Source organism: Cedecea colo (genome assembly GCF_011808225.1).
GTDB classification, from domain to species: Bacteria; Pseudomonadota; Gammaproteobacteria; order Enterobacterales; family Enterobacteriaceae; genus Dryocola; species Dryocola colo.
Window position 1 is genome coordinate 165055 of record NZ_SOYS01000007.1, and the last position, 24922, is coordinate 189976.

General features: G+C 54.5%; 20 protein-coding genes, 1 tRNA gene, 2 other RNA genes and 1 pseudogene. 19 read left to right on the plus strand and 5 right to left on the minus strand.

Translation table 11 applies throughout. The features are described 5' to 3' along the window. Window positions 1-61: 61 nt before the first annotated feature. The gene (locus E2L00_RS15415) at window positions 62-721 is read right to left on the minus strand and encodes an OmpA family lipoprotein (RefSeq protein ID WP_167613149.1); all 660 of its coding nucleotides are present in this window, start codon (window positions 719-721) and stop codon (window positions 62-64) included. Between the two features lie 153 nt (window positions 722-874). On the opposite strand from E2L00_RS15415, the gene E2L00_RS15420 reads away from it, so the two are divergent. Next, window positions 875-3205: a molybdopterin guanine dinucleotide-containing S/N-oxide reductase gene (locus E2L00_RS15420; RefSeq protein ID WP_167613151.1), complete on the plus strand. Its 2331-nt coding sequence runs from the start codon at window positions 875-877 to the stop codon at window positions 3203-3205. Here the strand turns inward: E2L00_RS15420 and E2L00_RS15425 are convergent. Together E2L00_RS15425 and tag are read right to left on the minus strand one after the other, a co-directional pair. Then, window positions 3174-3614 (minus strand): N-acetyltransferase, encoded by a 441-nt coding sequence (locus E2L00_RS15425; RefSeq protein ID WP_167613153.1) that lies wholly within the window; start codon window positions 3612-3614, stop codon window positions 3174-3176. The two genes, E2L00_RS15420 and E2L00_RS15425, sit on opposite strands and share 32 nt — an antisense overlap. Further along, window positions 3611-4174, minus strand: coding sequence for a DNA-3-methyladenine glycosylase I (gene tag, locus E2L00_RS15430; protein WP_167613155.1), 564 nt, complete (start codon window positions 4172-4174; stop codon window positions 3611-3613). Before tag ends, E2L00_RS15425 begins: the two co-directional genes overlap by 4 nt. 142 nt (window positions 4175-4316) lie before the next feature. Here tag and E2L00_RS15435 point away from each other — a divergent pair, with 142 nt between their 5' ends. The 14 genes and pseudogenes from E2L00_RS15435 (at window position 4317) to dppF (ending at window position 17843) form a co-directional block, all read left to right on the plus strand. Then, window positions 4317-5033 (plus strand): autotransporter domain-containing protein, encoded by a 717-nt coding sequence (locus E2L00_RS15435; protein WP_167613158.1) that lies wholly within the window; start codon window positions 4317-4319, stop codon window positions 5031-5033. Between the two features lie 11 nt (window positions 5034-5044). Then, window positions 5045-5299, plus strand: a pseudogene (locus E2L00_RS21705) (ethanolamine permease); the annotation flags it as partial. A gap of 42 nt (window positions 5300-5341) precedes the next feature. Then, window positions 5342-6715, plus strand: a complete 1374-nt coding sequence (locus tag E2L00_RS15440) for an ethanolamine ammonia-lyase subunit EutB (protein ID WP_167613160.1) — start codon at window positions 5342-5344, stop codon at window positions 6713-6715. Window positions 6716-6726: 11 nt separating this feature from the next. Further along, window positions 6727-7503, plus strand: coding sequence for an ethanolamine ammonia-lyase subunit EutC (gene eutC / locus E2L00_RS15445; protein WP_167613162.1), 777 nt, complete (start codon window positions 6727-6729; stop codon window positions 7501-7503). 247 nt (window positions 7504-7750) lie between these two features. After that, window positions 7751-8959 carry an L-lactate MFS transporter gene (locus tag E2L00_RS15450; RefSeq protein WP_167613164.1) on the plus strand — a complete coding sequence of 403 codons (1209 nt, stop codon included), beginning with the start codon at window positions 7751-7753 and terminating at the stop codon, window positions 8957-8959. 257 nt (window positions 8960-9216) lie between these two features. Beyond that, window positions 9217-10899: a kdo(2)-lipid A phosphoethanolamine 7''-transferase gene (gene eptB / locus E2L00_RS15455; protein WP_167613166.1), complete on the plus strand. Its 1683-nt coding sequence runs from the start codon at window positions 9217-9219 to the stop codon at window positions 10897-10899. 100 nt (window positions 10900-10999) lie between these two features. Next, window positions 11000-11076: transfer RNA gene (locus tag E2L00_RS15460), tRNA-Pro, on the plus strand. 32 nt (window positions 11077-11108) lie between these two features. Next, window positions 11109-11226, plus strand: a non-coding RNA gene (locus tag E2L00_RS15465) — RtT sRNA. Between the two features lie 32 nt (window positions 11227-11258). Then, window positions 11259-11390: non-coding RNA, RtT sRNA (locus E2L00_RS15470), on the plus strand. Window positions 11391-12200: 810 nt separating this feature from the next. After that, window positions 12201-13808: a dipeptide ABC transporter periplasmic-binding protein DppA gene (gene dppA, locus E2L00_RS15475; RefSeq protein WP_167613168.1), complete on the plus strand. Its 1608-nt coding sequence runs from the start codon at window positions 12201-12203 to the stop codon at window positions 13806-13808. A gap of 109 nt (window positions 13809-13917) precedes the next feature. Continuing rightward, window positions 13918-14937: a dipeptide ABC transporter permease DppB gene (gene dppB, locus E2L00_RS15480; protein WP_167613170.1), complete on the plus strand. Its 1020-nt coding sequence runs from the start codon at window positions 13918-13920 to the stop codon at window positions 14935-14937. Between the two features lie 9 nt (window positions 14938-14946). After that, window positions 14947-15846, plus strand: a complete 900-nt coding sequence (gene dppC, locus E2L00_RS15485; RefSeq protein ID WP_167613171.1) for a dipeptide ABC transporter permease DppC — start codon at window positions 14947-14949, stop codon at window positions 15844-15846. Between the two features lie 10 nt (window positions 15847-15856). Beyond that, window positions 15857-16849 (plus strand): dipeptide ABC transporter ATP-binding protein, encoded by a 993-nt coding sequence (gene dppD, locus E2L00_RS15490; RefSeq protein ID WP_167613173.1) that lies wholly within the window; start codon window positions 15857-15859, stop codon window positions 16847-16849. After that, a complete protein-coding gene (gene dppF / locus E2L00_RS15495; RefSeq protein WP_167613175.1) occupies window positions 16836-17843 on the plus strand; it encodes a dipeptide ABC transporter ATP-binding subunit DppF in 1008 nt (335 codons plus the stop codon). Before dppD ends, dppF begins: the two co-directional genes overlap by 14 nt. 74 nt (window positions 17844-17917) lie before the next feature. On the opposite strand, the gene E2L00_RS15500 is transcribed toward dppF, so the two are convergent. Then, on the minus strand, window positions 17918-18232 hold the full coding sequence (locus tag E2L00_RS15500) for a type II toxin-antitoxin system RelE/ParE family toxin (RefSeq protein ID WP_167613177.1): 315 nt from the start codon (window positions 18230-18232) through the stop codon (window positions 17918-17920). Next, entirely contained in the window at window positions 18220-18498 is a 279-nt protein-coding gene (locus E2L00_RS15505) for a CopG family ribbon-helix-helix protein (RefSeq protein WP_167613179.1), read from the minus strand. Before E2L00_RS15505 ends, E2L00_RS15500 begins: the two co-directional genes overlap by 13 nt. A 602-nt stretch (window positions 18499-19100) precedes the next feature. Here E2L00_RS15505 and bcsO point away from each other — a divergent pair. Genes bcsO through bcsB form a run of 4 tightly spaced genes read left to right on the plus strand, consistent with a single transcriptional unit; the run spans window position 19101 to window position 24918 of the window. Continuing rightward, window positions 19101-19649, plus strand: coding sequence for a cellulose biosynthesis protein BcsO (gene bcsO, locus E2L00_RS15510; protein ID WP_167613181.1), 549 nt, complete (start codon window positions 19101-19103; stop codon window positions 19647-19649). Further along, on the plus strand, window positions 19640-20446 hold the full coding sequence (gene bcsQ / locus E2L00_RS15515; RefSeq protein WP_167613183.1) for a cellulose biosynthesis protein BcsQ: 807 nt from the start codon (window positions 19640-19642) through the stop codon (window positions 20444-20446). The genes bcsO and bcsQ overlap by 10 nt, the downstream gene beginning before the upstream one ends. A gap of 18 nt (window positions 20447-20464) precedes the next feature. After that, window positions 20465-22585: a UDP-forming cellulose synthase catalytic subunit gene (bcsA, locus tag E2L00_RS15520; RefSeq protein ID WP_167613185.1), complete on the plus strand. Its 2121-nt coding sequence runs from the start codon at window positions 20465-20467 to the stop codon at window positions 22583-22585. A 5-nt stretch (window positions 22586-22590) separates the two neighbouring features. Continuing rightward, window positions 22591-24918, plus strand: coding sequence for a cellulose biosynthesis cyclic di-GMP-binding regulatory protein BcsB (gene bcsB / locus E2L00_RS15525; RefSeq protein ID WP_420808859.1), 2328 nt, complete (start codon window positions 22591-22593; stop codon window positions 24916-24918). Window positions 24919-24922 lie beyond the last annotated feature (4 nt).

Genomic DNA, 24922 nt, shown 5'->3' on the forward strand with positions numbered 1-24922 from the left:
ATCCAACCTGCGATCCGGGAACGCGTAGGGCGGATAAGTGCAGCGTCATCCGCCGTAGAGTTTAAGACAGAGGGCTTAACGTAATTTCTACGCGGCGGTTTTGCGCTTTGCCTTCTTCGGTGCTGTTGCTGGCGATTGGGTTCGCCGGGCCTACGCCCGTGGTGCGCACGCGGCTGGCATCCACGCCCTGGGTGATTAGCGCGCTGCCAACGCCGTCTGCACGCTGCTGAGAAAGTTTCATATTCAGCTCGTTGCTGCCGGTGCTGTCGGTGTAGCCCACCACGTTAACGGCGGTTTTTGGATATTCTTTCAGCACCATTGCCACGCCGGTGAGCGTATTGGCACCCGCCGGTTTAAGCGTGGCGCTGCTGCTGTCGAAGGTGACATTATTCGGCATATTCAGCACGATGTTATCGCCATTTCGCGTCACGCTTACGCCTGTTCCCTGCATTTTATCGCGCAGTTTGGCTTCCTGCACATCCATGTAATAACCGGCGCCGCCGCCCAGTGCTGCCCCGGCCGCTGCGCCAATCAGGGCGCCTTTGCCGCGATCTTTTTTCGATGAAGAGAGTACGCCGACGCCTGCGCCTACCAGCGAGCCTATCCCGGCGCCAATTCCGGATTTACCTGCTTCTTTTTCGCCTGTGTAGGGGTTGGTCGTACAGCCAGAAACTGCTAACGTGCCGCAAACCAGGGCGGCAATAATCACGCGATTTTTCATCTCATTTCCTTTGCGAATTATAAATCTGCGCTGCGGAAGGCAGCGGCGATTGATTATGACGTGAGAATGTGTAGAAAATTTCCCGGAGTCGTCTGAATTTGTAAACAATATTGAGTGGCCGCAGGCCGCCATCTGCAAACACCGGAGCCCGAATTGGCTAAAACATCCCCGACAAACAAACAGATTTTAACCGCCGCCCACTGGGGACCCATGCTGGTGGAAACCGATGGTGAAAATGTGCTTGCATCCCGTGGCGCGCTGGATACCGGACACGAAAACTCACTCCAGCAAGCCGTACCGGATCAGCTTCACAGCAAAGCGCGCGTGCAGTATCCGATGGCGCGAAAAGGCTTTCTGGCATCGCCTGCGGCACCACAGGGCGTGCGCGGCGAGGATGAATACGTGCGTATCAGTTGGGACGAAGCGCTGAAGCTGATTCATCAGCAGCATCAGCGTATTCGCGATGCTTACGGCGCCGCGTCAATTTTTGCGGGTTCCTATGGCTGGCGCTCTAACGGCGTACTGCACAAAGCCGCCACGCTGCTGCAACGTTATATGAGCCTTGCCGGCGGCTATACCGGCCATCTGGGGGATTATTCCACTGGCGCGGCGCAGGTAATCATGCCGTATGTCGTAGGCTCCAACGAAGTTTACCAGCAGCAAACCAGTTGGCCTTTGGTGCTTGAGCACAGCGATGTAGTGGTGCTGTGGAGCGCTAACCCGCTGAACACGTTAAAGATTGCCTGGAACGCCAGCGACGAGCAGGGCGTGAAGTATTTCGAACAGCTGAAAAACAGCGGTAAAACGGTGATCGCCATCGATCCGATGCGATCGGAGACGGTGGATTTCTTTGGCGATCGTATCCAGTGGATCGCGCCTGATATGGGCACTGACGTGGCGCTGATGCTCGGCATTGCCCATACGCTCGCCAGGCATGGCTGGCACGACACGGACTTCCTGGCTCGCTGTACATACGGCTACGAGCAGTTTTCCGCCTACCTGAAGGGCGAAATCGACGGCCAGCCGAAAAATGCGGAATGGGCGGCGAAGATTTGCGGCGTGCCGGTACAGACCATCGAATATCTGGCGCAGCTGTTCAGCAACAACCGCACCATGCTGATGGCCGGCTGGGGAATGCAGCGTCAGCAGTACGGCGAGCAGAAACACTGGATGTTGGTTACGCTGGCGGCCATGCTCGGCCAGATTGGCACGCCGGGCGGTGGTTTTGGGCTTTCTTACCATTTTGCAAACGGCGGCAACCCTACGCGCCGCGCCGCAGTGCCCGGTTCGCTGCAGGGTACGGTGGCTGGCGGTACGGATGCGGTAGAAAAAATCCCCGTCGCCCGCATCGTGGAAGCGCTGGAAAACCCGGGCGGTAGTTACCAGCACAACGGGATGGAGAAAACCTTCCCGGATATCCGCATGCTGTGGTGGGCGGGCGGCGGCAACTTTACCCATCATCAGGACACCAATCGCCTGATTAAAGCGTGGCAGAAGCCGGAGCTGGTAGTTATCTCCGAATGCTTCTGGACGGCGGCGGCGAAGCATGCCGATATCGTGCTGCCGATTACCACCTCGTTTGAACGCAACGACATGACCATGACCGGCGATTACAGCAATCAGCACCTTGTGCCGATGAAGCAGGTCGTCGCCCCGCGCGGCGAAGCGCGTAACGATTTTGACGTCTTTGCGGAGCTGAGCGAACTGTGGGAGCAGGGCGGGAAAGGACGTTTCACCGAAGAGAAAAATGAGCTGCAATGGCTGGAAACTTTCTATGAAATGGCGAGAAGCCGCGGCGCATCCCAGCAGGTCGCTCTGCCAGACTTCAGCGATTTCTGGCAGGCCAACCAGCTCATTGAAATGCCGGAAAGCGATAAAAATGCCGGGTTCGTGCGCTTTAGCGATTTCCGCGCCGATCCGCAGGCGAATCCGTTAAAAACGCCGAGTGGAAAAATTGAAATTTATTCACAGCGGATCGCCGCTTTTGGCTATGCAGATTGCCCACCGCATCCGACCTGGCTTGCGCCTGATGAATGGCAGGGCAACGCGGAAAAGGGCCAGCTTCAGCTGCTTTCGTCTCATCCGGCCCACCGTTTGCACAGCCAGCTCAACTATGCGGCTCTGCGTGATAAATATGCCGTTGCCGGGCGTGAGCCGCTGACGCTGCATCCGCAGGATGCCGCCGCGCGCGGCATTAACGATGGCGATCTGGTGCGCGTCTGGAATTATCGTGGGCAGGTATTGGTGGGTGCGCAGGTTACCGAAGGCATTAAGCCCGGCGTGGTCTGTATCCATGAAGGCGCCTGGCCGGATCTGGATAGCGACAGGCTGTGTAAAAACGGCGCGGTAAACGTGCTGACGCTGGATATTCCTACCTCACGCCTGGCCAACGGGTGTGCTGCGAACTCTTCACTGGTATGGGCTGAAAAATACCACGGCCCGGCGCCAAAGGTTACGGCGTTCGATCCGCCCGCCAGCTCATGATCCACGTAGGTTGGCGCGTTTCCGTCTGCCAGGCGCTTTCTTCAATGCGAAAGCCCTGGCGATGGTAGAAGTGCACCGCCCGCTGGTTTTTCTGATAAACCTCAAGGCTCAGTTCCGGGTAGCGCGCCTGCACGTGTTTTATTAATGCGCTGCCAATCCCTTTGCCGGAACAGGAGTCGGCGACAAACAGCGCACCGATAAAACGCTTATCAAGTATGCTGACAAAACCGACGATTTTTTCTTGCGCCACGTAAACCCAGGTGCGCGACTGCGGAATATAGACGTTGCGCACAATCGATTCGCTCTCAACCCAGTAGCTTCTGGCGATGAACGGATGCGCATCGATGGTGCTGGCAAGCCATAGCTCGATCAGCGCATCCATCTCACCGGGGAGCAGACGACGAATCATTTGCTGTTATCGGGATGGCAGAAACAGCCGGTGATATGATCGTTAACCAGCCCGCAGGCCTGCATAAATGAATAACAAATCGTTGAGCCAACGAATTTAAAGCCGCGTTTTTTTAGCGCCTTAGATAGCGCATCTGAAGCGGAAGTCATGGTAGCAATTTCTGCGTGCGTGGCGGCGTTGGATATCTGCGGTGCGTTATCCACAAACGACCAGACAAACTCCGGAAATTTTTCGCCGTTCGCTTCCATCGCCAGAAAGGCTTTGGCGTTATTGATGATTGCCTCGATTTTACCGCGATGGCGAATAATGCCCGCGTCCTGCAATAGCACCTCAACATCCTCCGGCTGGAGGAGCGCCACAAGCTGCGGATCAAAATCTTTAAAGCAGCGGCGATAGTTTTCGCGCTTTTTCAGCACGGTTATCCACGACAGGCCAGCCTGCTGCCCTTCAAGGCAGATCATTTCAAAAAGTTTTTTCCCTTCGGTAACCGGAACGCCCCATTCTTTGTCGTGGTATTCAAGATAGATCGGATCCTGAGTAACCCATCCGCAACGCTGCATAGTCTGCTCCCTCTGATGAAATAAATGCGTGTCAGCTTGACGTGTATGATAAAGAGACAATAGTTAATCCAGGGGTATCCGCAAGCCCGTCAAAAAACACAAAAAGCAACGCCGGATTTGGCTCTTTCCTGGGGTCGTTTTAATGATAAAAAATTCTATACGCAGTGGTCACCGTGTCACTTTTATCACGGCGCTGACCTCTTGGTGTTTGCTCCATGCTACGCATGCTTTTGCGTGGCAGCAGGAATATATTGCAGAAGGGCCAACGGGCGACGCCCGGGATCGTTATACCTGGGACAGCGAACGAGCGCCAGGCTATAACGAGATCCTTGCTGAGCGTATTTATTTATCCATGACTCCGCAAAGCCAGGCCGGGCTTAACTATTCTGTCGGCAATGATAGCACCAGCCGCGATAATTCACGGCTCGGTATCGGCTGGACGTTCCCCGTGATGGGAAACATTACTACTGGCCCAACCGCGGAATATAGCTGGGATGGCAGTTCTACGGGTATCTATAACGAATATGGCGATAGCGTGGTGGCTTCGCGCTTTAACGATCGGCTCTGGCATGCCAGCGTTTCCACCGTGGGCTGGCGGCTGGACTCGACGATGGACTTTATTCGTCCCTGGGCGCAGGTGAGCTATAACCACCAGTACGGCGATAATATCTGGAAAGCCCAGAGCGGCTCGCGCCCCCTTGCTGCGAGCGTCCAGGATACCAGCTGGATGGACGTGACGGTCGGTGCCGATGTGCCCATCGGTAAAAACGTGGCGGCATTCGCTTCTATGTCTCAGGCCGAGGGAGCTGCTACTGGCGAAGCGTATATGTACAACCTTGGCGTAAACGCACGCTTTTAAGCTTATGACCGGGCCTGTTCGGGCTGGTTGCCTCGTTTCACGGCATTATTATGGGTCGTTTCCGGCAGATTTTTTCGCTCGCCCGCGTCGTTTAGTTGTTTGCCAAAGTTATTCGTCGGACCCGGACGCCGCACCTGGCTATTCTTAATGCATAACATGATGACGGCGTCAGTTTTTGGCGCGGTGTGATGTACATCATCTCAATGGCCTCGCTGTTCAAACTGCGGCGCAGTGAACCTCTTGTGGTTCTTCCTTTTAAAGCGCCGCGGTAGATCCGCAGCTACGCGCCGTTTCCTGAGGGACTTAAAATGTACCAAACCAGCCTGGCACACCGTACCTGGCGGTTTGCCAGTTTAAAAGAGGTAATGGCTAAAGCGACTCCGGCCCGTTCCGGAGATGCGCTGGCAGGCGTGGCAGCAGGCAGCGCGGAAGAACGCATGGCGGCGAAGATGGCGCTGGCCGATATTCCTCTTAAAGAGATTCTGGAAAACCCGCTAATCCCCTACGAACAGGATGAAGTGACCCGGCTGATTATCGATACCCATGATCCGGCCGCTTTTGCCGCCATCTCGCATCTGACCGTGGGCGATTTTCGTGACTGGCTGCTTGCAGCAAGCACAACCACTGCGGTGTTGCAGCAGACGGCAAAAGGGATAACGCCTGAAATGGCTGCCGCCGTCAGTAAACTGATGCGCAACCAGGATTTGATCCTCGCCGCCAGTAAATGTCAGGTTACTACCCGCTTTCGCAACACCCTCGGTTTGCCCGGGCATCTCAGCGTCCGGCTTCAGCCTAATCATCCTACTGACGATCTGAAAGGGATTGCCGCCAGCATGTTAGACGGGCTGCTGTATGGCAGCGGCGATGCGGTGATTGGCATTAATCCGGCAAGCGACAGTTTGCCGGTGCTCGAACGTCTGGCCTGGATGCTGGATGATGTGATCCAGCGGTTCGATATCCCCGGCCAGTCCTGCATTTTGACGCACGTAACCAATACGATGCAGCTTATTGAACGCGGCGTGCCGGTAGATTTGGTTTTTCAGTCCGTTGCCGGAACCGAGGCGGCGAACAGCGGATTTGGTATCAGTCTCGCTATGCTGGAAGAGGCGCGTGAGGCGGCGCTGGGCCTTGGGCGCGGGACCATAGGCAATAACGTGATGTATTTTGAAACCGGCCAGGGAAGCTGTCTGTCATCAAATGCCCATCACGGCGTCGATCAGCAAACCTGTGAAGCCCGTGCCTATGCCGTAGCTCGCCAGTTCTCGCCGCTTCTGGTGAATACCGTGGTGGGCTTCATCGGGCCGGAATACCTGTATGACGGGAAGCAAATTATTCGCGCCGGCCTGGAAGATCACTTCTGCGGCAAGCTTATGGGCCTGCCGCTGGGCTGCGATGTCTGTTACACCAACCATGCTGAAGCCGATCAGGACGATATGGATACCCTGCTAACTTTACTTGGCGCGGCCGGTCTGACCTTTATGATGGGCGTGCCCGGCGCGGACGATATTATGCTTAACTATCAAAGCACTTCATTTCATGACGCCCTCTATATTCGCCGCCTGCTGGGGCTAAAACACGCGCCGGAATTTGGCGAATGGCTCATCCGCATGCAGATTATCGATGGTGACGGGCATCTGCGTCTGACAGGAGCCAATCATCCTCTGCTGGCGGCATTACCGTAAGGAGCTTCCCGATGAGCCAACCCGATGCCTGGTCTGCGCTACGTGCGTTCACCGATGCGCGAATCGCCCTGGGACGCAGCGGTGCCAGCCTGCCTACTCAGGAAGTGCTGAAACTCGGCCTGGCCCACGCCCAGGCGCGAGATGCTATCCATCAGCCTTTTGTCAGTGAGACGCTAAGCCAGCAATTACAGAAACTTGGGCTTGTAACCCTGAGCGTCCACAGTGCGGCCCCGGATCGGGATACTTTTCTGCATCGTCCTGATTTAGGTCGGCAGCTCAGCGAGGAAAGCCGAATGCTTCTCGGCGCCCGTTCTGATAAACCAGCGGATTTGCTGCTGGTCATTGGCGATGGGCTCTCTTCATACGCCGTTCACCGGCAGGCTCCGGCGCTGGTGGCCGCCTTGCTGCCTTATCTCTCAACGCTCGGCCTTTCCCTTGCCCCCGTCGTGCTGGCGCACCAGTCGCGGGTCGCGTTGGGCGATGAGATTGGTGAGTGCTTACGCAGTAAGGCGGTAGCGATATTAATTGGCGAGCGCCCCGGCTTGTCCTCTCCCGACAGTCTTGGTGTTTATCTGACCTGGGGACCCACGCGCCAGCGGCCTGATTCGGAACGCAATTGTATTTCCAATATCAGACCGCAAGGGCTTTCCTGCGAGGCGGCGGCCTTTAAGCTTGCCTGGCTGTTAGAACAGGCTTTCTTGCGGCGGCTTACCGGCATACGGCTGAAGGATGAGAGTGATAATCCTGCCCTGCATGACAACGTGCGGCCAGCGGACAAGTTGCGTTAACTAAACGCCCATTTTGTTAACCCCGTCACGGTATGATTTAACATTTTATATACAGGGCTGGCGGGGTATGCATCGATAGTGGTCACTTACATACGCCGTTCAGCATCGCCGTTTCAGGCCGTTCATTCCGGCTCAGATGCATTTCATTCCGTCCTGCGCGCACTTCATGCCTTTTTCTCCTGGAATAAAATGCGCTTCGTTATCTTAAGCGGCAGATAACTTCCCTCAGATTTGCAGGACATCTGCCATGAACACCGCTCAGTACAACCGCACACGTTGGTTAACCCTTATCGGGACGATTATTACCCAGTTCGCCCTGGGTTCCGTTTATACCTGGAGCCTGTTTAACAGCGCGCTGTCCGAAAAACTCAACGAACCCCTCAGCCGGGTGGCGCTTTCCTTCGGTTTGTTAAGCCTCGGCCTTGCTATCTCTTCTTCCGTTGCCGGTAAATTGCAGGAGCGCTTTGGCGTGCGTAAAGTCACGATGGCGGCGGGCGTGCTGCTGGGCATCGGCTTCTTTCTGACCGCGCATTCCAGTAATCTGGTAATGCTGTGGCTGAGCGCAGGCGTGCTGGTTGGCCTTGCTGACGGCGCAGGCTACCTGCTGACGCTGTCTAACTGCGTAAAATGGTTTCCGGAGCGCAAAGGGCTGATTTCCGCTGTCGCCATCGGCTCTTATGGCCTGGGCAGCCTCGGCTTCAAATATATCGATACGCATCTGCTGGCGACCTACGGCCTGGAAAATACTTTTATGATCTGGGGCGCGCTGGCAATGGTGATAATTCTCTTCGGTGCCTCGCTGATGAAAGATGCGCCAATACACGAAGCGCAAACCGTTAATGGCGTGACCGAGAAAGATTACACTCTGGCAGAATCCATGCGTAAACCGCAGTACTGGATGCTGGCGGTGATGTTCCTGACCGCCTGCATGAGCGGCCTGTATGTGATTGGCGTCGCGAAAGATATCGCGCAGGGCATGGTGCACTTAACCGCTGAATCTGCGGCGAACGCCGTTACGGTGATTGCGATTGCTAACCTGAGCGGCCGTCTGGTGCTTGGCATTCTGTCCGACAAAATGGCTCGTATCCGTGTGATTACGCTTGGCCAGATTATTTCTCTGGTGGGGATGGCGGCCCTGCTGTTTGCTCCTTTAAACGAAGCGACATTCTTTGCGGCGATTGCCTGCGTGGCCTTTAATTTCGGCGGCACCATCACCGTTTATCCATCTTTGGTCAGCGAATTCTTCGGCCTGAACAACCTGACTAAAAACTACGGCGTGATTTATCTGGGCTTCGGTATCGGCAGCATCTGTGGTTCGATTATCGCCTCGCTGTTTGGCGGTTTTTATGTGACCTTCTGCGTGATCTTTGCCCTGCTGATTTTATCTCTGGCGCTTTCTACCACGATTCGTCAGCCAGCGCGTGAAGTTATGCAGCATGAACATGCCCATGCCTGATAGCGCGCCAATAGCTGCGTAAAACATGCCGCCGTAACCCCATACGGCGGCATCATTAATTGTGCATCCTGGCCGCACTATTTAAATAAACGGAAGGCGCATATTTTTGCGCGATACTTTTTTACCTCTGTGGCTGAGCCCATAGCCTGAGAATTCTCCTCATTCCTCTGCAACGCTTCCTTTCCCAGAACTCTCTCAACCTTTAACGGTCTGATTAACGTTTTATACGTTTCCTTTTTTGCGCCAGGACGCCCTGAATGAATTATATTAAATCGATGACCCAGCAGAAATTATGTCTTCTGTTAGCGGCATACATCGGCCTGTTCTTAAATATCTCGGTTTTTTACCACCGTTTTGATGGATTAGCGCACGACTTCAACGCATGGAAAGCGTTTGCCGCTGTGGTTGAAGTGTGTGCCACGGTATTAGTGACCTTCTTCTTGCTGCGCGTGCTTTCGCTGTTCGGGCGTTTAGCCTGGCGGATCCTCACCACATTTATCGTGTTGTGCTCCGTCGGTGCCAGCTATTACATGACTTTCCTCAACGTCGTTATCGGCTATGGCATTATTGCCTCGGTGATGACCACGGATATCGATCTGTCGAAAGAGCTTGTCGGCTATCACTTTATTTTGTGGATGATACTGGTTAGCGCCATTCCGCTGCTGCTTATCTGGAGCAACACCTGCCGCTATACGCTGCTCAAACAGTTGCAAACCCGCGAGCATCGCGTGAAGAACGTAGCGATAATTCTGCTGGCTGGCCTGATGGTTTGGGCGCCGCTGCGTTATCTTGATAAACAGCAAAAGCGTATCGAAAAACGCTCGACGGTAGATATGGCAAGCTACGGCGGCGTGGTAGCCAACTCCTATCTGCCATCGAACTGGATCTCAGCGCTCGGCCTCTTCGCCTGGGCACAGGCGGATGAATCCAGCGATAACAGTTCGTTGATAAACCCGTTGAAAAAATTCACCTATGTGGCGCCAAAAAATATCGAAGATACTTATATGGTGTTTATCATCGGTGAAACGACGCGCTGGGATCACATGGGTATTCTGGGATATGACCGCGATACTACGCCGAAGCTGGCTCAGGAGAAAAACCTGGTCGCGTTCCGTGGTACGTCGTGCGATACCGCTACCAAGCTCTCTCTGCGCTGTATGTTTGTGCGTGAAGGTGGAGTGGAAGATAACCCGCAACGTACCTTAAAAGAGCAGAACGTCTTTGCTGTTCTAAAACAGCTGGGTTTCTCTTCAAACCTGTTCGCTATGCAAAGTGAAGTGTGGTTCTACGGCAACACTATGGCGGATAACTTCTCCTACCGTGAGCAAATTGCCGCCGAGCCGCGTAACAGCGGTAAACCAGTGGATGATATGCTGCTGGTAGAAGAGGTAAAACGCTTTGTTGGGCAAAATACGCAGGGCAAGCATCTGGTGATTCTGCATACCAAAGGCTCGCACTTCTCGTACGTGCAGCGTTATCCGCGTAGCTTTGCAAAATGGACGCCGGAGTGCGTGAGCATTGATAAAGAGTGTAGCAAAGAGCAGCTGATCAACGCCTTTGATAACTCCGTTCTGTACACGGATACGGTTATTACGGATGTGATTAATCAGCTACGCGACAAGCGCGCGATTATCTTTTATGCCGCGGATCACGGTGAGTCAATCAGTGAGCACAAGCACCTGCACGGTACGCCACGTAATATGGCGCCGCCGGAGCAGTTCCGCGTGCCGCTGCTGGTCTGGGCGTCTGACAAATATCTTGCAGACCCGGATCGCGCCCGTTCTTTCGAACATATGAAGGCGCAGGCGGCCATGAAAGTGCCGCATCGTCAGGTGGAACTGTATGACACCGTGCTGGGTTGTCTCGGCTACACCTCGCCAGACGGCGGGATTAACGAGAACAACGACTGGTGCCACGTGCAGCGGAAGGCTGCGCAGTAACATTTGCTCTACAAGCGCTTGCTTTTAAGCCAAACGATTTGGATTTTTAAGTTAAGGGATTGACGGCTAAAACGGTGCGCAGTAAGATGCGCTCCGCATTCGGCGAGTAGCGCAGCTTGGTAGCGCAACTGGTTTGGGACCAGTGGGTCGGAGGTTCGAATCCTCTCTCGCCGACCACATTCAAGAAAACCTGCTTCGGCAGGTTTTTTTACGTCTGTAGCTTAGAGAGGATGAGAAGCTCCGGGGCAGGGAGGTTTGAGCCGAGCGCAGCGAGACAACGTTGCTTATGCAACGGCCCGCAGGGGAATAATCCTCTCTCGCCGACCACATTCAAGAAAACCTGCTTCGGCAGGTTTTTTTACGTCTGTAGCTTAGAGAGGATGAGAAGCTCCGGGGCAGGGAGGTTTGAGCCGAGCGCAGCGAGACAACGTTGCTCATGCAACGGCCCGCAGGGCGTGTTTTGTAAAAAAGCCATCCTCTCTCGCCGACCACATTTAAGAAAACCTGCTTCGGCAGGTTTTTTTACGTCTGAAGCTTAGAGAGGATGAGAAGCTCCGGGGCAGGGTTTAAGAAACCCCGCTTTTTAGCGGGGTTTTTTGCATCGGTAGTTTATGAAGCCGTAGGTTGGATAAGCGCAGCGCCATCCAACGATTATCAAGAACAACGGCGGATGGCGCTACAAATTGGCATTTTGCATTTGTCATTAATGACGCAACGGCGCGCTGCTTATCACCGACAAAACATCCTTCCGTGCCGAAAATCCCCGCTTCATCGTCCAACGCGCGTTTTTATATGATTTTGTGACATATTCCATTGTATTTTGTTATGAAAAATCGTGGTTTTTTGCACCATTGCTTATGTTTGCTTGTAGCACGATTCGCTGTAAGAGACGCAGATCACAAAATAAATCGTTCATATAATCATCATTCGGCAAGAAATTTTTCAAAAAGCGCGCAGCCGATTACCGCTATCGGTTGCAAATTAGGCAGTTTAATATTCTGGTAACAAGCCCGTAGCATAATTTTCCCTGCTGGAAATAACCTCCGCGGCTTTTTTTTAACTTTGTTCGCTGTTTCTCACCCCGGTTGTAAATCCCCGACACCTGTATTGACGTTTTAACGATCTGTTGACAGATTGTAGGGCGTGAGGGGCAATTTATGGACAGTCCGCACTACCACACAGCTAGCCTGACGAAAGGAACCCCTGGCCTCACCAATGCCTGCGGGCATACCGGACAGACCGCACTCAAATAACAAAGGTCTAACGGATAAAAACAACACATCTCACATTGGAGCAGAAGAATGAGTATTTCCTTGAAGAAGTCAGGGATGCTGAAGTTTGGTCTGAGCCTGGTAGCTTTGACCGTTGCAGCCAGCGTTCAGGCTAAGACCCTGGTTTATTGTTCAGAAGGATCGCCTGAAGGTTTTAACCCTCAACTGTTCACTTCTGGTACGACTTACGACGCCAGCTCAGTGCCAATCTATAACCGTCTGGTCGAATTCAAAACCGGCACCACAGAAATCATTCCCGGCCTTGCTGAAAAGTGGGAAGTCAGCGAAGACGGTAAAACCTATACCTTCCATCTGCGTCAGGGCGTGAAGTGGCAGGACAGTAAAGATTTCAAACCAACGCGTGATTTTAACGCCGACGACGTGGTGTTCTCTTTCGATCGTCAGAAAAACAAAGACAACCCGTACCACAAAGTTTCTGGCGGCAGCTATGAATACTTCGAAGGCATGGGCCTGCCGGACCTGATAAGCGAAATCAAAAAAGTGGACGACAAAACCGTCCAGTTCGTGCTGACCCGTCCGGAAGCGCCATTCCTGGCTGATATGGCGATGGACTTCGCTTCCATCCTGTCCAAAGAATATGCGGACAACATGATGAAAGCCGGCACGCCGGAAAAAACTGACCTCAACCCAATCGGTACCGGTCCGTTCCAGCTGCTGCAATACCAGAAAGACTCACGCATTCTGTACAAAGCGTTCCCGGGCTTCTGGGGCACCAAGCCGCAGATCGACCGTCTGGTCTTCTCCATCACGCCTGACGCCTCCGTGCGTTACGCCAAGCTGCAAAAAAACGAGTGCCAGGTTATGCCGTACCCGAACCCGGCCGATATCGCTCGTATGAAGCAGGACAAAAACATCAACCTGATGGAGCAGGCTGGCCTGAACGTGGGTTACCTTTCCTTCAATACCGAGAAGAAACCGTTTGATGACGTGAAAGTACGTCAGGCGCTGACTTATGCGGTGAATAAAGAAGCGATCATCAAAGCTGTTTATCAGGGCGCGGGCACTGCTGCTAAAAACCTGATTCCACCAACCATGTGGAGCTACAACGATGACGTGAAGGATTACACCTACGATCCTGAGAAAGCGAAAGCGCTGCTGAAAGAAGCAGGCCAGGATAAAGGCTTCACCGTTGACCTGTGGGCAATGCCGGTACAGCGTCCGTACAACCCGAACGCTCGCCGTATGGCTGAGATGATTCAGGCTGACTGGGCGAAAGTCGGCGTGACCGCCAAAATCGTGACCTACGAGTGGGGCGAGTACCTCAAGCGCGCCAAGGCTGGCGAACACCAGGCCGTGATGATGGGCTGGACCGGGGACAATGGGGATCCGGATAACTTCTTCGCCACGCTGTTTAGCTGTGATGCGGCAAAAGACGGCTCTAACTACTCTCGCTGGTGCTACAAGCCGTTTGAAGATCTGATCCAGCCTGCGCGTGCGGCAGAAGACCACAACAAACGTATCGAGCTGTACAAACAGGCTCAGGTAGTGATGCATGACCAGGCTCCGGCGCTGATCGTCGCTCACTCCACCGTATACGAGCCTGTACGTAAAGAAGTTAAAGGCTATGTGGTTGATCCATTAGGCAAACACCACTTCGAAAACGTGTCTGTCGAATAATAAAAGCAAAGTGCTTTATTCCCTCTCCCTTCCCGGGAGAGGGGAATGATTTGTGAGCAATACAGACTGAGTGCCGCAGGGCCTTCAGTCATTACAGAGAATCCGGGATATGTTGCAGTTCATCCTCCGACGTCTGGGGCTAGTTATCCCCACGTTTATCGGTATTACCCTACTTACCTTCGCCTTCGTGCATATGATCCCCGGTGACCCGGTGATGATCATGGCCGGCGAGCGTGGTATCTCTCCTGAACGTCATGCCCAGCTGCTGGCCGAACTCGGTCTCGACAAGCCGATGTGGCAGCAGTACCTCCATTATATATGGGGCGTAATGCACGGTGATTTAGGCGTTTCGTTAAAAAGCCGCCTCCCTGTCTGGGATGAGTTCGTGCCTCGCTTTAAAGCGACGATGGAACTCGGCGTATGCGCCATGATTTTCGCCGTTGCCGTGGGGATCCCGGTTGGCGTGCTGGCCGCCGTTAAACGCGGTTCTATCTTCGATCATACGTCCGTTGGTCTGGCGCTGACTGGCTACTCGATGCCTATCTTCTGGTGGGGCATGATGCTGATCATGCTGGTTTCGGTGTACTGGAACCTGACCCCGGTTTCCGGGCGCGTCAGCGATACGGTGTTCCTTGACGACACCATGCCGCTCACCGGCTTTATGCTGATAGACACCGCTATCTGGGGCGAGCAGGGCGACTTTATCGACGCGCTTGCCCATATGGTGCTGCCTGCCGTGGTGCTCGGCACCATTCCGCTGGCGGTTATCGTGCGTATGACGCGCTCAGCAATGCTTGAAGTGCTTGGCGAAGACTACATCCGTACCGCGCGTGCGAAAGGCCTGACGCGTATGCGCGTTATCGTGGTTCATGCTCTGCGCAATGCCATGCTGCCCGTCGTCACGGTTATTGGGTTACAGGTGGGTACGCTGCTGGCCGGTGCGATTCTGACGGAAACTATCTTCTCCTGGCCGGGCCTTGGCCGCTGGCTTATCGATGCGCTTCAGCGTCGTGACTACCCGGTAGTACAGGGCGGCGTATTGCTGGTAGCGACGATGATTATCCTCGTTAACCTGCTCGTCGACTTACTGTACGGCGTGGTGAACCCGCGTATACGCCATAAGAAATAAGGGGCCATCATGACGCAAGTAACTGAAAGTAAGGTAGTGGCGCCAGTACCAATGACGCCTTTCCAGGAATTCTGGCACTACTTCAAACGTAATAAAGGCGCAGTCGTCGGCCTGGTGTACGTCACGGTGATGATTCTGATCGCCATTTTCGCTAATGTCCTCGCGCCGCACGGCCCGGCTGAACAGTTCCGCGATGCGCTGCTGCACCCGCCGGTGTGGCAGGAAGGCGGTAGCTGGCAATTCCTGCTTGGTACCGATGACGTAGGCCGCGATATCATGGCTCGTCTGATGTACGGCGCGCGCCTGTCGCTGCTGGTGGGCTGTCTGGTCGTTGTGCTGTCGCTGATTATGGGCGTGGTGCTCGGTCTGGTAGCCGGTTACTTTGGCGGCCTTATCGACAACATCATCATGCGCGTTGTCGACATCATGCTGGCGCTGCCAAGCCTGCTGCTGGCTCTGGTGCTGGTGGCTATCTTCGGCCCGTCGATTGTTAACGCCTCGCTTGCGCTGACCTTTGTTGCGCTGCCGCACTATGTGCGACTGACGCGCGGCGCGGTGCTGGTAGAAGTTAACCGCGACTACGTGACCGCTTCCCGCGTGGCGGGCGCAAGCCCCATGCGCCAGATGTTCATCAACATTTTACCGAACTGTCTTGCACCGCTTATCGTGCAGGCCTCTCTTGGCTTCTCTAACGCCATTCTCGATATGGCCGCCCTTGGCTTCCTTGGCATGGGTGCGCAGCCGCCAACACCGGAATGGGGCACCATGCTCTCCGACGTGTTGCAGTTCGCGCAAAGTGCCTGGTGGGTCGTCACCTTCCCGGGTGTCGCAATCCTGCTGACGGTGCTGGCATTTAACCTGATGGGTGACGGGCTGCGTGACGCGCTCGATCCTAAACTGAAGCAGTAAGAGGTTCGAGATGGCGTTATTGAATGTAGATAAATTATCGGTGCACTTCGGTGATGAAGGGACGCCGTTCCGTGCCGTAGACCGCGTAAGCTACAGCGTTAAGCAAGGTGAAGTCGTCGGTATCGTCGGTGAATCCGGCTCCGGTAAATCCGTCAGCTCGCTGGCGATTATGGGTCTGATCGATTATCCGGGCCGCGTGATGGCCGAAAAACTGGAGTTCAACGGCCAGGACCTGCAAAAGATTTCTGAGAAAGAACGTCGCAACCTGGTGGGCGCCGAAGTGGCGATGATCTTCCAGGACCCGATGACCAGCCTCAACCCTTGCTACACCGTTGGTTTCCAGATTATGGAAGCGATCAAGGTGCATCAGGGCGGCAATAAGAAAACTCGTCGTCAGCGCGCAATCGACCTGCTGAACCTGGTGGGCATTCCCGATCCGGCTTCGCGTCTGGATGTGTACCCGCACCAGCTTTCCGGCGGCATGAGTCAGCGTGTGATGATCGCGATGGCCATTGCCTGTCGTCCTAAGCTGCTGATTGCCGATGAACCGACCACCGCGCTGGATGTGACTATCCAGGCGCAAATCATCGAGCTGCTGCTGGAGCTACAGCAAAAAGAAAACATGGCGCTGATCCTCATCACCCATGACCTTGCGCTGGTTGCCGAAGCGGCCCATAAAATTATTGTGATGTATGCAGGTCAGGTGGTGGAAACCGGCGAAGCGAAAGATATCTTCCGCGCGCCGCGTCATCCGTACACGCAGGCTCTGCTGCGCGCGCTGCCGGAATTTGCGCAGGACAAAGCTCGCCTGGCGTCGCTGCCGGGCGTGGTGCCGGGCAAGTATGACCGCCCGAACGGCTGCCTGCTTAATCCGCGCTGCCCGTATGCCACGGATAAGTGCCGCGTTGATGAACCGGACCTGAATCTGGTGGATAACGGCCGCCAGTCTAAATGTCACTATCCACTCGATGATGCCGGGAGGCCAACCTATGATTACCGATAAGGCCACCGCCCAACAGCCCCTGTTGCAGGCCATCGACCTGAAAAAACACTACCCGGTGAAAAAGGGTATTTTCGGCCAGGAGCGCCTGGTAAAAGCGCTCGACGGCGTTTCCTTTAACCTTGAGCGCGGTAAAACGCTGGCGGTCGTAGGCGAATCCGGCTGTGGAAAATCCACCCTTGGCCGCCTGCTGACGATGATCGAAATTCCGACCGGCGGCGAGCTGTACTATCAGGGCCAGGATTTGCTTAAGCCAGACGAAACTTCGGAAAAGCTCAGGCGTCAGAAAATCCAGATCGTCTTCCAGAACCCGTACGGCTCCCTGAACCCGCGTAAAAAAGTGGGACAAATTCTGGAAGAGCCGCTGCAAATTAACAGCAAATTGAGCAAAGCCGAACGGCGTGAAAAAGCGCTGGCGATGATGGCGAAAGTCGGCCTGAAAACCGAACATTATGACCGCTATCCGCATATGTTTTCCGGCGGCCAGCGTCAGCGTATCGCCATCGCCCGCGGGCTGATGCTCGACCCGGATGTGGTCATCGCTGATGAACCTGTTTCTGCGCTGGACGTATCCGTGCGCGCGCAGGTGCTGAACCTGATGATGGATTTGCAGCAGGAAATGGGGCTGTCCTATGTGTTCATCTCTCACGACCTGTCGGTGGTGGAACACATCGCTGATGAAGTGATGGTGATGTACCTGGGCCGCTGCGTGGAGAAGGGCACCAAAGACCAGATCTTCTCTAACCCGCGTCATCCGTACACGCAAGCGCTGTTATCTGCAACGCCACGCCTGAACCCGGACGATCGCCGCGAGCGCATCAAGCTTACCGGCGAGCTACCAAGCCCGCTGAACCCGCCGCCGGGCTGTGCTTTCAACGCCCGCTGCCGCCGTCGTTTTGGGCCGTGCACGCAGTTACCGCCGCAGCTCAAAGATTACGGCGGCCAGCTGGTGGCGTGTTTCGCTGTCGATCAGGATGAGAACGGGGAAATTCGTTAGTTTGCTGATTAGATAGAAAACCGACGTGAAAGCGTCGGTTTTCTTTTAGGGTTAGTTAGTAAAGTTTCTGACATCTACTGCGATACCGATCGCTCAGTGGACCAGCCAATTTTCTTTTGATGCCTCACGGCCAGCATCGCGACAATATCAATTTCAATGCGGTACAGGACAACATATCCGCTATTTCCAAAACTTACCGGCCACTCTCTGAACTCAGGTTCCATCTCTTCGATGGGTCGCCCTAACGCTGGCTGAAGGCTAAGAATTTTTACTGCGGAGCGTATCTCACTGATGGCATTGCGGATGGAAGTGAGATCTTTATTAGCAAGAAAGCGATAAAGGCGCTGTATGTCGGTTAACGCCTGCGGTGTCCATATTAATCGTGACATTCCGGTGGCTCCACATCCATGCCCGCTTCAAGCTTCGCCATCCATGCGTCAGCTTCCTCAAGTGTCAAATGCCTGCCATTTTGCTGATATTTCTGCCGGGCCAGCATTGCTTCTTGCCGATAATTTTCTAATTGTTCTTCTCGTTCAACGTACTGTGCAATGGCTTCACGCATAATCCAGTGTGCAGAACGACGACGATTTGCGGCTAATTGTTGAATGCGGCTTTTCAGTTCATCATCAAGCTTGATTGATGTTGCTGTCGCCATAGCTCACCTCAGTAGTTACAGGTATTACCTTTTAATACTCCACACCACTTTTACAGCAATCACCAAAGAACACAGAAGGTAAAAATTAGCCCTTAGGCTCAATCCCTTTTGCCTTCAAAGCCGTGCAAGCGAGGCTTTACGCTTTGGTATTACCGTTATCAGGATCGCTGGTTCATTGCAAAAGGACAAAGGGTAGCAATTTTTCCGCCTGCCGCTTTCCGCGCGGATTAAATCCCAAATAAACACCGGTTCTTTTATGTAACCATTGTTTTTTTATGGATAAGGCTTTCCTGAATAAAATGTTAATTTTCGCTTTCAAATAAGCCCGGAAAGTTATGCTTTTTAAATTATAAAATCAGTTTAAAAAGCGTAAATTTACTTTAATGCAAAGTAGGAACTTGCTAATAGCCGGATGTCACTACTACTTTATACTGATGTTTCCTTAGTTAAAGAAGAAGATAGAGAAACGCTGATTCAATCGACTTTTGTTGTGGCATTGAGCACCGTTAACTGTCACCGAGCCGAGCCGTATTCAAAGCACCACTAGCCACAATAAAATCGCGTGTGGATAAAATATTTACTTGTAAATCATGAGCATTGAGATGAAAAGTTATGATGATTTGCAGCGTTTCAAGGACAAGACGCACACGGGTGCCATCGAATTCAAGGATATGTCGGCGCAAACCCAGCCGCTCAATACGAGCCACTGGGCGATCATTAAACAGCTAGCAGGTGAAAGTGACGATTCGATCCTGGCGCAGGGCGGCAGCGTCGCAGTGCCTGTGCCGCAGGCTGTTAAGCCCGGTGAATTTGACGCAGCCTTTTCTAAAACCATACCTGAACCAACGCCTGAACCGGCGAGGGCGCAATCATCTGTTCCCGGCAACCATGCTGCGGCTATGGCCGCAGAAAAAGTCGCAGAATTACCGCTTCCGGAAGAGAAAGCCGCAGCGTTTTCACTTTTTGAGCAGCTTGCTCCGGCCTCTGCTGCGGTCGCCCCTGAAACCGCGAAGCAGGTTGCAGCGCCGTCAAAAGCTGAAGCTGTGCGTTTCGAACAGCTGTTTGCGGCCAAAGGATCAACGACAACAAACCATCCTGCCAAAGACCTCCCATTACAACCGCTGTTGGAGATGATCGCTTCATGCCGTTAGTTTGTGTTTGTTCGCCAAAAGGTGGAGTAGGAAAAACCACCATCGCCGCTAATCTTACCTATGCCCTGGCACGTTCCGGCAGCAAAGTGCTGGCTATTGATTTTGACGTACAAAACGCGCTGCGTCTGCATTTTGGCGTGCCGTTGTCCGATGGACGCGGCTTTGTTGCCCGTGCCAGCGAGTCTGCCGACTGGAGCCAGTCCGTGCTCACCGCAGGCAGCAATATGTTTGTGCTGCCCTATGGCGACGTCACTGAAGAGCAACGCCTTGATTTCGAACGGCGACTTACCAACGACGGTCACTTTCTGACGCGCGGATTAAGCGCCCTGCTTAATTATCCCGGCCTGGTGATTCTGGCTGACTTCCCGCCGGGGCCAAACCCCGCGCTGAAGGCGATGTCTCCATTGGCCGATCTACATCTGGTTACCCTGCTTGCAGATACCGCCTCGCTGTCGCTTCTGCCGCAAATCGAAAGCCATCGGTTGACGGGCGGCGAGCCGCTAAACCACAAAAACGGATATTATTTCCTGTTAAACCAAAGCGATAGCCGTCGCCATGTCAGCCGGGACGTCACTGCTTTTATGCAGCAACGTCTCGGCGATCGCCTGCTTGGCATTATTAATCGCGATGAAAGCGTCGCTGAAGCCAATGCCTCACAGCAGTCAATATTTGATTTTAACGCTGCGTCAGCCGCCGCTTTTGATATCGAGCTGGTGAGCAAACGCGTGGCGGGCATTCTGGGAATAAAAATTGGTGACGGTGCAGTACACGCCGGTCTGAGAACGTCTAATTTCTGACCTACTTCAGGAAGCCCTATGAAAAAGGCCCTTTTTTATTTACTACTATTGGTGTTGGCGCCAGTAGCGGTACTGATCGTCATCACGCCTATGGACAGCCAAAAGCAGTATATTTTTGGTTTAATTACCATTGGCGTTTTGTTCCTCTCAGGCTTTAGCAAAAAGCACAGCATTTCTATCGTTATGATGGTGGTGGCGGTTTTAATGTCCACGCGCTATATCTATTTTCGCGCAACGCAAACGCTGCATTTTAATTCCGAAATAGAAGCCATACTCGGTATCGGCTTATTTTTAGCAGAGCTCTACATTTGGATAAGTATAATGTTGAGCCACCTGCAAAACCTCTTTCCGCTTCAGCGCAAGATTGTACCGCTGCCGGACGACGTAGCGAAATGGCCAACCGTTGACGTTTATATCCCGACCTATAACGAAAGCCTGGAGGTCGTTCGCGATACCGTGCTGGCCGCCCAGTGCCTTGATTATCCTGCTGATAAACTAAGAATTTATTTACTGGATGACGGCAAACGCAGCGAATTTGCGGTATTTGCCGCAAAGGTAGACGTGGGTTACATCACGCGTAATGAACATTCTCACGCCAAGGCGGGTAACCTCAACCACGCCATGAAGCTGACCAACGGCGAGCTTATTTGCGTGTTCGACTGCGACCACGTGGCGACGCGCATCTTCCTGCAGGCGACCATTGGGGCGTTTCTGGTTGACCCGGCTCTGGCGCTGATGCAGACACCGCATTACTTCTACTCGCCGGATCCGTTTGAGCGAAATCTCTCTGTCGGGCGCAATATCCCCAATGAAGGCCAGCTTTTCTATGGGCAAATTCAGCGCGGTAACGACAACTGGAACGCGACTTTCTTCTGCGGCTCCTGCGCGGTTATCCGTCGCAGCGCGCTGGAAGAGATCGGCGGCTTTGCCGTTGAAACCGTGACCGAAGATGCGCACACCGCCCTGAAAATGCAGCGTCTGGGCTGGAAATCAGCCTATCTGGCTATCCCTCTGGCGGCGGGCCTTGCTACCGAACGCCTGGTGCTGCACGTGATTCAGCGTACCCGCTGGGCGCGCGGCATGACCCAAATCATGCGTCTGGATAATCCGCTTTTCGGTCGCGGTCTGAAATGGCAGCAGCGTCTGTGTTACCTCAACGCCATGCTCTCGTTCCAGTTTGCTTTGCCGCGCGTGGCGTTTCTTACGGCACCGCTGGCTTATCTGCTGTTTAATCTAAATATCATTCATTCGTCGGCGAGTCTGATATTCGCCTACATGCTGCCGCACCTGTTCCTGTGTATTTACCTGAACTCGCGGTTAAACGGCCGGGTCCGCTACAGCTTCTGGGGCGAAATTTACGATCTGGTGCTGGCGTTCCACCTGATCCTGCCGACCCTCATTACGCTTATTTTCCCAAAACGCGGCAAGTTTAACGTAACGGATAAAGGTGCGTTGCTGGACGTCGGCTATTTCGATTTCAGCATTGTGCGTCCGCATATCGTCATCGCGGCGCTGCTCGCCGCCGGGGTGATTGCCGGGATTGTACGCGCCTGCGCCCATGACTACTTCGGCGTTGACCCACGAGTTATCGCTCTGAACGTGGGCTGGGGCTTGTACAGCCTGATTTTCCTGCTGGCGGCAATTGCCGTGGCACGCGAAACCCGTCAGACGCGCAAAACCATTCGAATCGACGTTAGCGTACCGGTCGTTATCCACTACGCCAGCGGTATCTCCTCGCGCAGCCATACGCTTGATTTGTCGATGGGCGGCTGCCGCATCGCGGTGGTGGACGAGCGCCACCTGACCGACGAAATAGAAGAAGTTGAGCTGCAGCTGCAGTCCGGCTCGATCGGCATTCCGGTTAACGTTATCGCCAGCGACGAAAAATCTATCCGCCTGATGTTCGATGAAATCCCGCTCGACCGCCGCCGTGAACTGGTGCGCGTGGTGCTGGCCCGTGCCGATGCGTGGATCCATCCACCTAAACCGCAGGACAACCCGTTCCGTTCGTTGTTGACCATCATCCGCAGCGTGTTCGATCTCTTCTGGCTGACCTGGAAATCGCGCGGAGAAAATCGCCGCCGACGTGAGGAAGCAGCCCGCCGTATGGATAACGCCAACGAGGACAGCGCAGTATGAAATGGATGACCCGTAAAGCCTGCCAGCTGTTTCTGGCTTTCAGCATCCTGGCGACACCGGTTATGGCGGAAGAGCCGACGGCCCCGGAACCCGTTCTGCCGGTGGATCTGCCGCCGCCAACCGTTGAGTCCATGCCAGCTGCGGATTCTGCACCCGCCGTGGCTGCACCTCCGGACTTCACGCCCGGCAACGTCAGCAGCGTTACCGTCGCGCAGATGGGGCAGCCCCAGGGCGTGGTATTAAGCGGGGGACAACTACAGGGCGGCATCGACTTTACTCTGTCTGCGGACCAGGTGGTTACTCATGCTCAACTGGCTCTGAATCTGAAAGTTTCCCCGGCGATGGCGGCGCGCAATACGACGCTACAGCTGATGCTCAACGGCCAGCCGCTCGGCATGGTGCCGCTGGGTTCTGCGGACAGCAACGTCTCAACCTACCAGCTGGAAATCCCGGCGGCGATGGTGGTTTCGCGCAATAATATCAGCTTCAAGATTAACGATGGCGACGCGCTGCTTTGTCAGCGGGATCTGTCAGATAAGTATCAGGTCACCATCATGCCGACCACCCGGCTGGACCTGGAGGCTCAGCAGCTTAATATCGGGGCTGATTTGAGCCACTTCCCGCGCCCGTTCTTTGACGAGATGCAGATGACGCCGGCTACCCTGGACTTTTCCTTCCCGGCGAAAACGCTGCCGGAGCAGGTGAGCGCGGCGGCGCAGGTTGCCTCCTGGCTGGGAATTCAGGCCGACTATCGCGGCATCTCCTTTGCGGCAATCCGGGATAAACTGCCGGAGAAAAACGGCATTCTGTTCGGCAAATCTGGCGACTCTATCGGTGGCCTGACGTTACCGGCGAGCAATGGCGCGATGCTGCAAATTATCGATAATCCGGGCAACCCGGTTTATAAGCTGTTGCTGGTGGTCGGTAATAACGATCGGCAGCTGCGCAGCGCCGTCTGGCGATTAACCCGCGAACAGTTCAAAACGCTGACTTCCAGCACGGCGGTTGAGCCGCAGACCATTCCGGTCAGCAAACCCTACGACGCGCCGCGCTGGATTTCCACCGAGCGTCCGGTACGCCTGAGCGAACTGAAACGTAAAGATCAGAGTCTGACCGCCACCGGTATTTGGCATGAACCACTGCGTCTTGCATTCCGTGCAGCGCCCGATCTGTTTATGTGGGACGGCGACACCATCCCGCTGAAGATCGGTTATCGCTTCCCGTCAGAACCCTGGATCGATGAAGATCGCTCCTGGCTGTCGATGACCTTCAACGGCACCTTCCTGCACAACCTGCCGGTCAACAAGCAGGGCGTGCTGGAAACGCTGTGGCACAAAGTGGGCGGCGACGCACGCCAGGAAAACTACCACATGCCGCTTGAGCCGTACCTGATTTATGGTGACAACCAGCTGGCGCTCTACTTCAGGATCGAAACCAAAGAAAACGCGCCGTGCAGCGTGCTGCTCAACAACAATATCAAGAGCCGTATCGATGACAACTCGTGGATCGATCTGAGCAAAACGCAGCACTTTGCGCTGCTACCGAACCTCTCCTATTTCGTGGGAGCCTCGTTCCCGTTCACTCGCCTGGCGGACTTTTCGCAAACCGTTCTGCTGCTGCCAGAAAACCCGAGTGAAAGTGAAATTGGCACCCTGCTGGATCTGGCTGCCCGCTCAGGGAATGCCACCGGCACCGCGTTAAACAATAACCGGGTGATGTTTGGTCTTCCTTCCGGCGGGGCGAACCAGCTGCGTCTCAGCGAAAGCGATGTGCTGGCGGTTTCCACGCTGGAACAAAGCGCGTTTAACCGCGCGCTGTTGGCTCAGTCCTCATTTACCAGCAACGAACATACTTTTGGCGTGCGCGAGCCTACGGCGTGGGAAAAAGTCCAGCGCTGGCTGGAAGGCGACTGGAGCGCGTCGGGTGTGGATGCCGACCGATACTTTTCCTCGAATGAAGCCTGGCGCGGATTCGTGAGCTTCCGCTCGCAGTGGAATCCGTCGCGGCTGGTGGTGATGGCGATTGGCAGCAACGACGAACAGCTTTCCCGTCTGCATAACGACCTCAGTTCGGCGCGCATCAATGCGGGAATTCGTGGCGACGCCGCCATCATCACCGATGAAAACGGCGTACGCAGCTTCCGCGTCGGTCCGCAGTTCCCGAGCGGCCAGATGCCCTGGTACATGATGATGGTGTGGTATGCCAACCAGCACTCGGCAATGCTGGCGATCTTCGGTCTGCTGTTTGCGACGATTATTGGTTTGAGCCTCTATGCCCTGCTGAAACAGCGTGCGCGCAAACGCCTTAACCCGCAGGGATCCGATCGTGAGTAAAGGT

Coding starts and splice junctions, on each gene's coding strand:
- E2L00_RS15440 (WP_167613160.1), top strand. CDS start 5,342: ATGTACCAAACCAGCCTGGCACACCGTACCTGGCGGTTTGCCAGTTTA.
- dppD (WP_167613173.1), top strand. CDS start 15,857: ATGGCGTTATTGAATGTAGATAAATTATCGGTGCACTTCGGTGATGAA.
- E2L00_RS15450 (WP_167613164.1), top strand. CDS start 7,751: ATGAACACCGCTCAGTACAACCGCACACGTTGGTTAACCCTTATCGGG.
- bcsB (WP_420808859.1), top strand. CDS start 22,591: ATGACCCGTAAAGCCTGCCAGCTGTTTCTGGCTTTCAGCATCCTGGCG.
- dppA (WP_167613168.1), top strand. CDS start 12,201: ATGAGTATTTCCTTGAAGAAGTCAGGGATGCTGAAGTTTGGTCTGAGC.
- tag (WP_167613155.1), bottom strand. CDS start 4,174: ATGCAGCGTTGCGGATGGGTTACTCAGGATCCGATCTATCTTGAATAC.
- dppF (WP_167613175.1), top strand. CDS start 16,836: ATGATTACCGATAAGGCCACCGCCCAACAGCCCCTGTTGCAGGCCATC.
- eutC (WP_167613162.1), top strand. CDS start 6,727: ATGAGCCAACCCGATGCCTGGTCTGCGCTACGTGCGTTCACCGATGCG.
- eptB (WP_167613166.1), top strand. CDS start 9,217: ATGAATTATATTAAATCGATGACCCAGCAGAAATTATGTCTTCTGTTA.
- E2L00_RS15425 (WP_167613153.1), bottom strand. CDS start 3,614: ATGATTCGTCGTCTGCTCCCCGGTGAGATGGATGCGCTGATCGAGCTA.
- E2L00_RS15415 (WP_167613149.1), bottom strand. CDS start 721: ATGAAAAATCGCGTGATTATTGCCGCCCTGGTTTGCGGCACGTTAGCA.
- E2L00_RS15500 (WP_167613177.1), bottom strand. CDS start 18,232: ATGTCACGATTAATATGGACACCGCAGGCGTTAACCGACATACAGCGC.
- bcsO (WP_167613181.1), top strand. CDS start 19,101: ATGAAAAGTTATGATGATTTGCAGCGTTTCAAGGACAAGACGCACACG.
- E2L00_RS15505 (WP_167613179.1), bottom strand. CDS start 18,498: ATGGCGACAGCAACATCAATCAAGCTTGATGATGAACTGAAAAGCCGC.
- E2L00_RS15435 (WP_167613158.1), top strand. CDS start 4,317: ATGATAAAAAATTCTATACGCAGTGGTCACCGTGTCACTTTTATCACG.
- bcsA (WP_167613185.1), top strand. CDS start 20,465: ATGAAAAAGGCCCTTTTTTATTTACTACTATTGGTGTTGGCGCCAGTA.
- bcsQ (WP_167613183.1), top strand. CDS start 19,640: ATGCCGTTAGTTTGTGTTTGTTCGCCAAAAGGTGGAGTAGGAAAAACC.
- dppC (WP_167613171.1), top strand. CDS start 14,947: ATGACGCAAGTAACTGAAAGTAAGGTAGTGGCGCCAGTACCAATGACG.
- dppB (WP_167613170.1), top strand. CDS start 13,918: ATGTTGCAGTTCATCCTCCGACGTCTGGGGCTAGTTATCCCCACGTTT.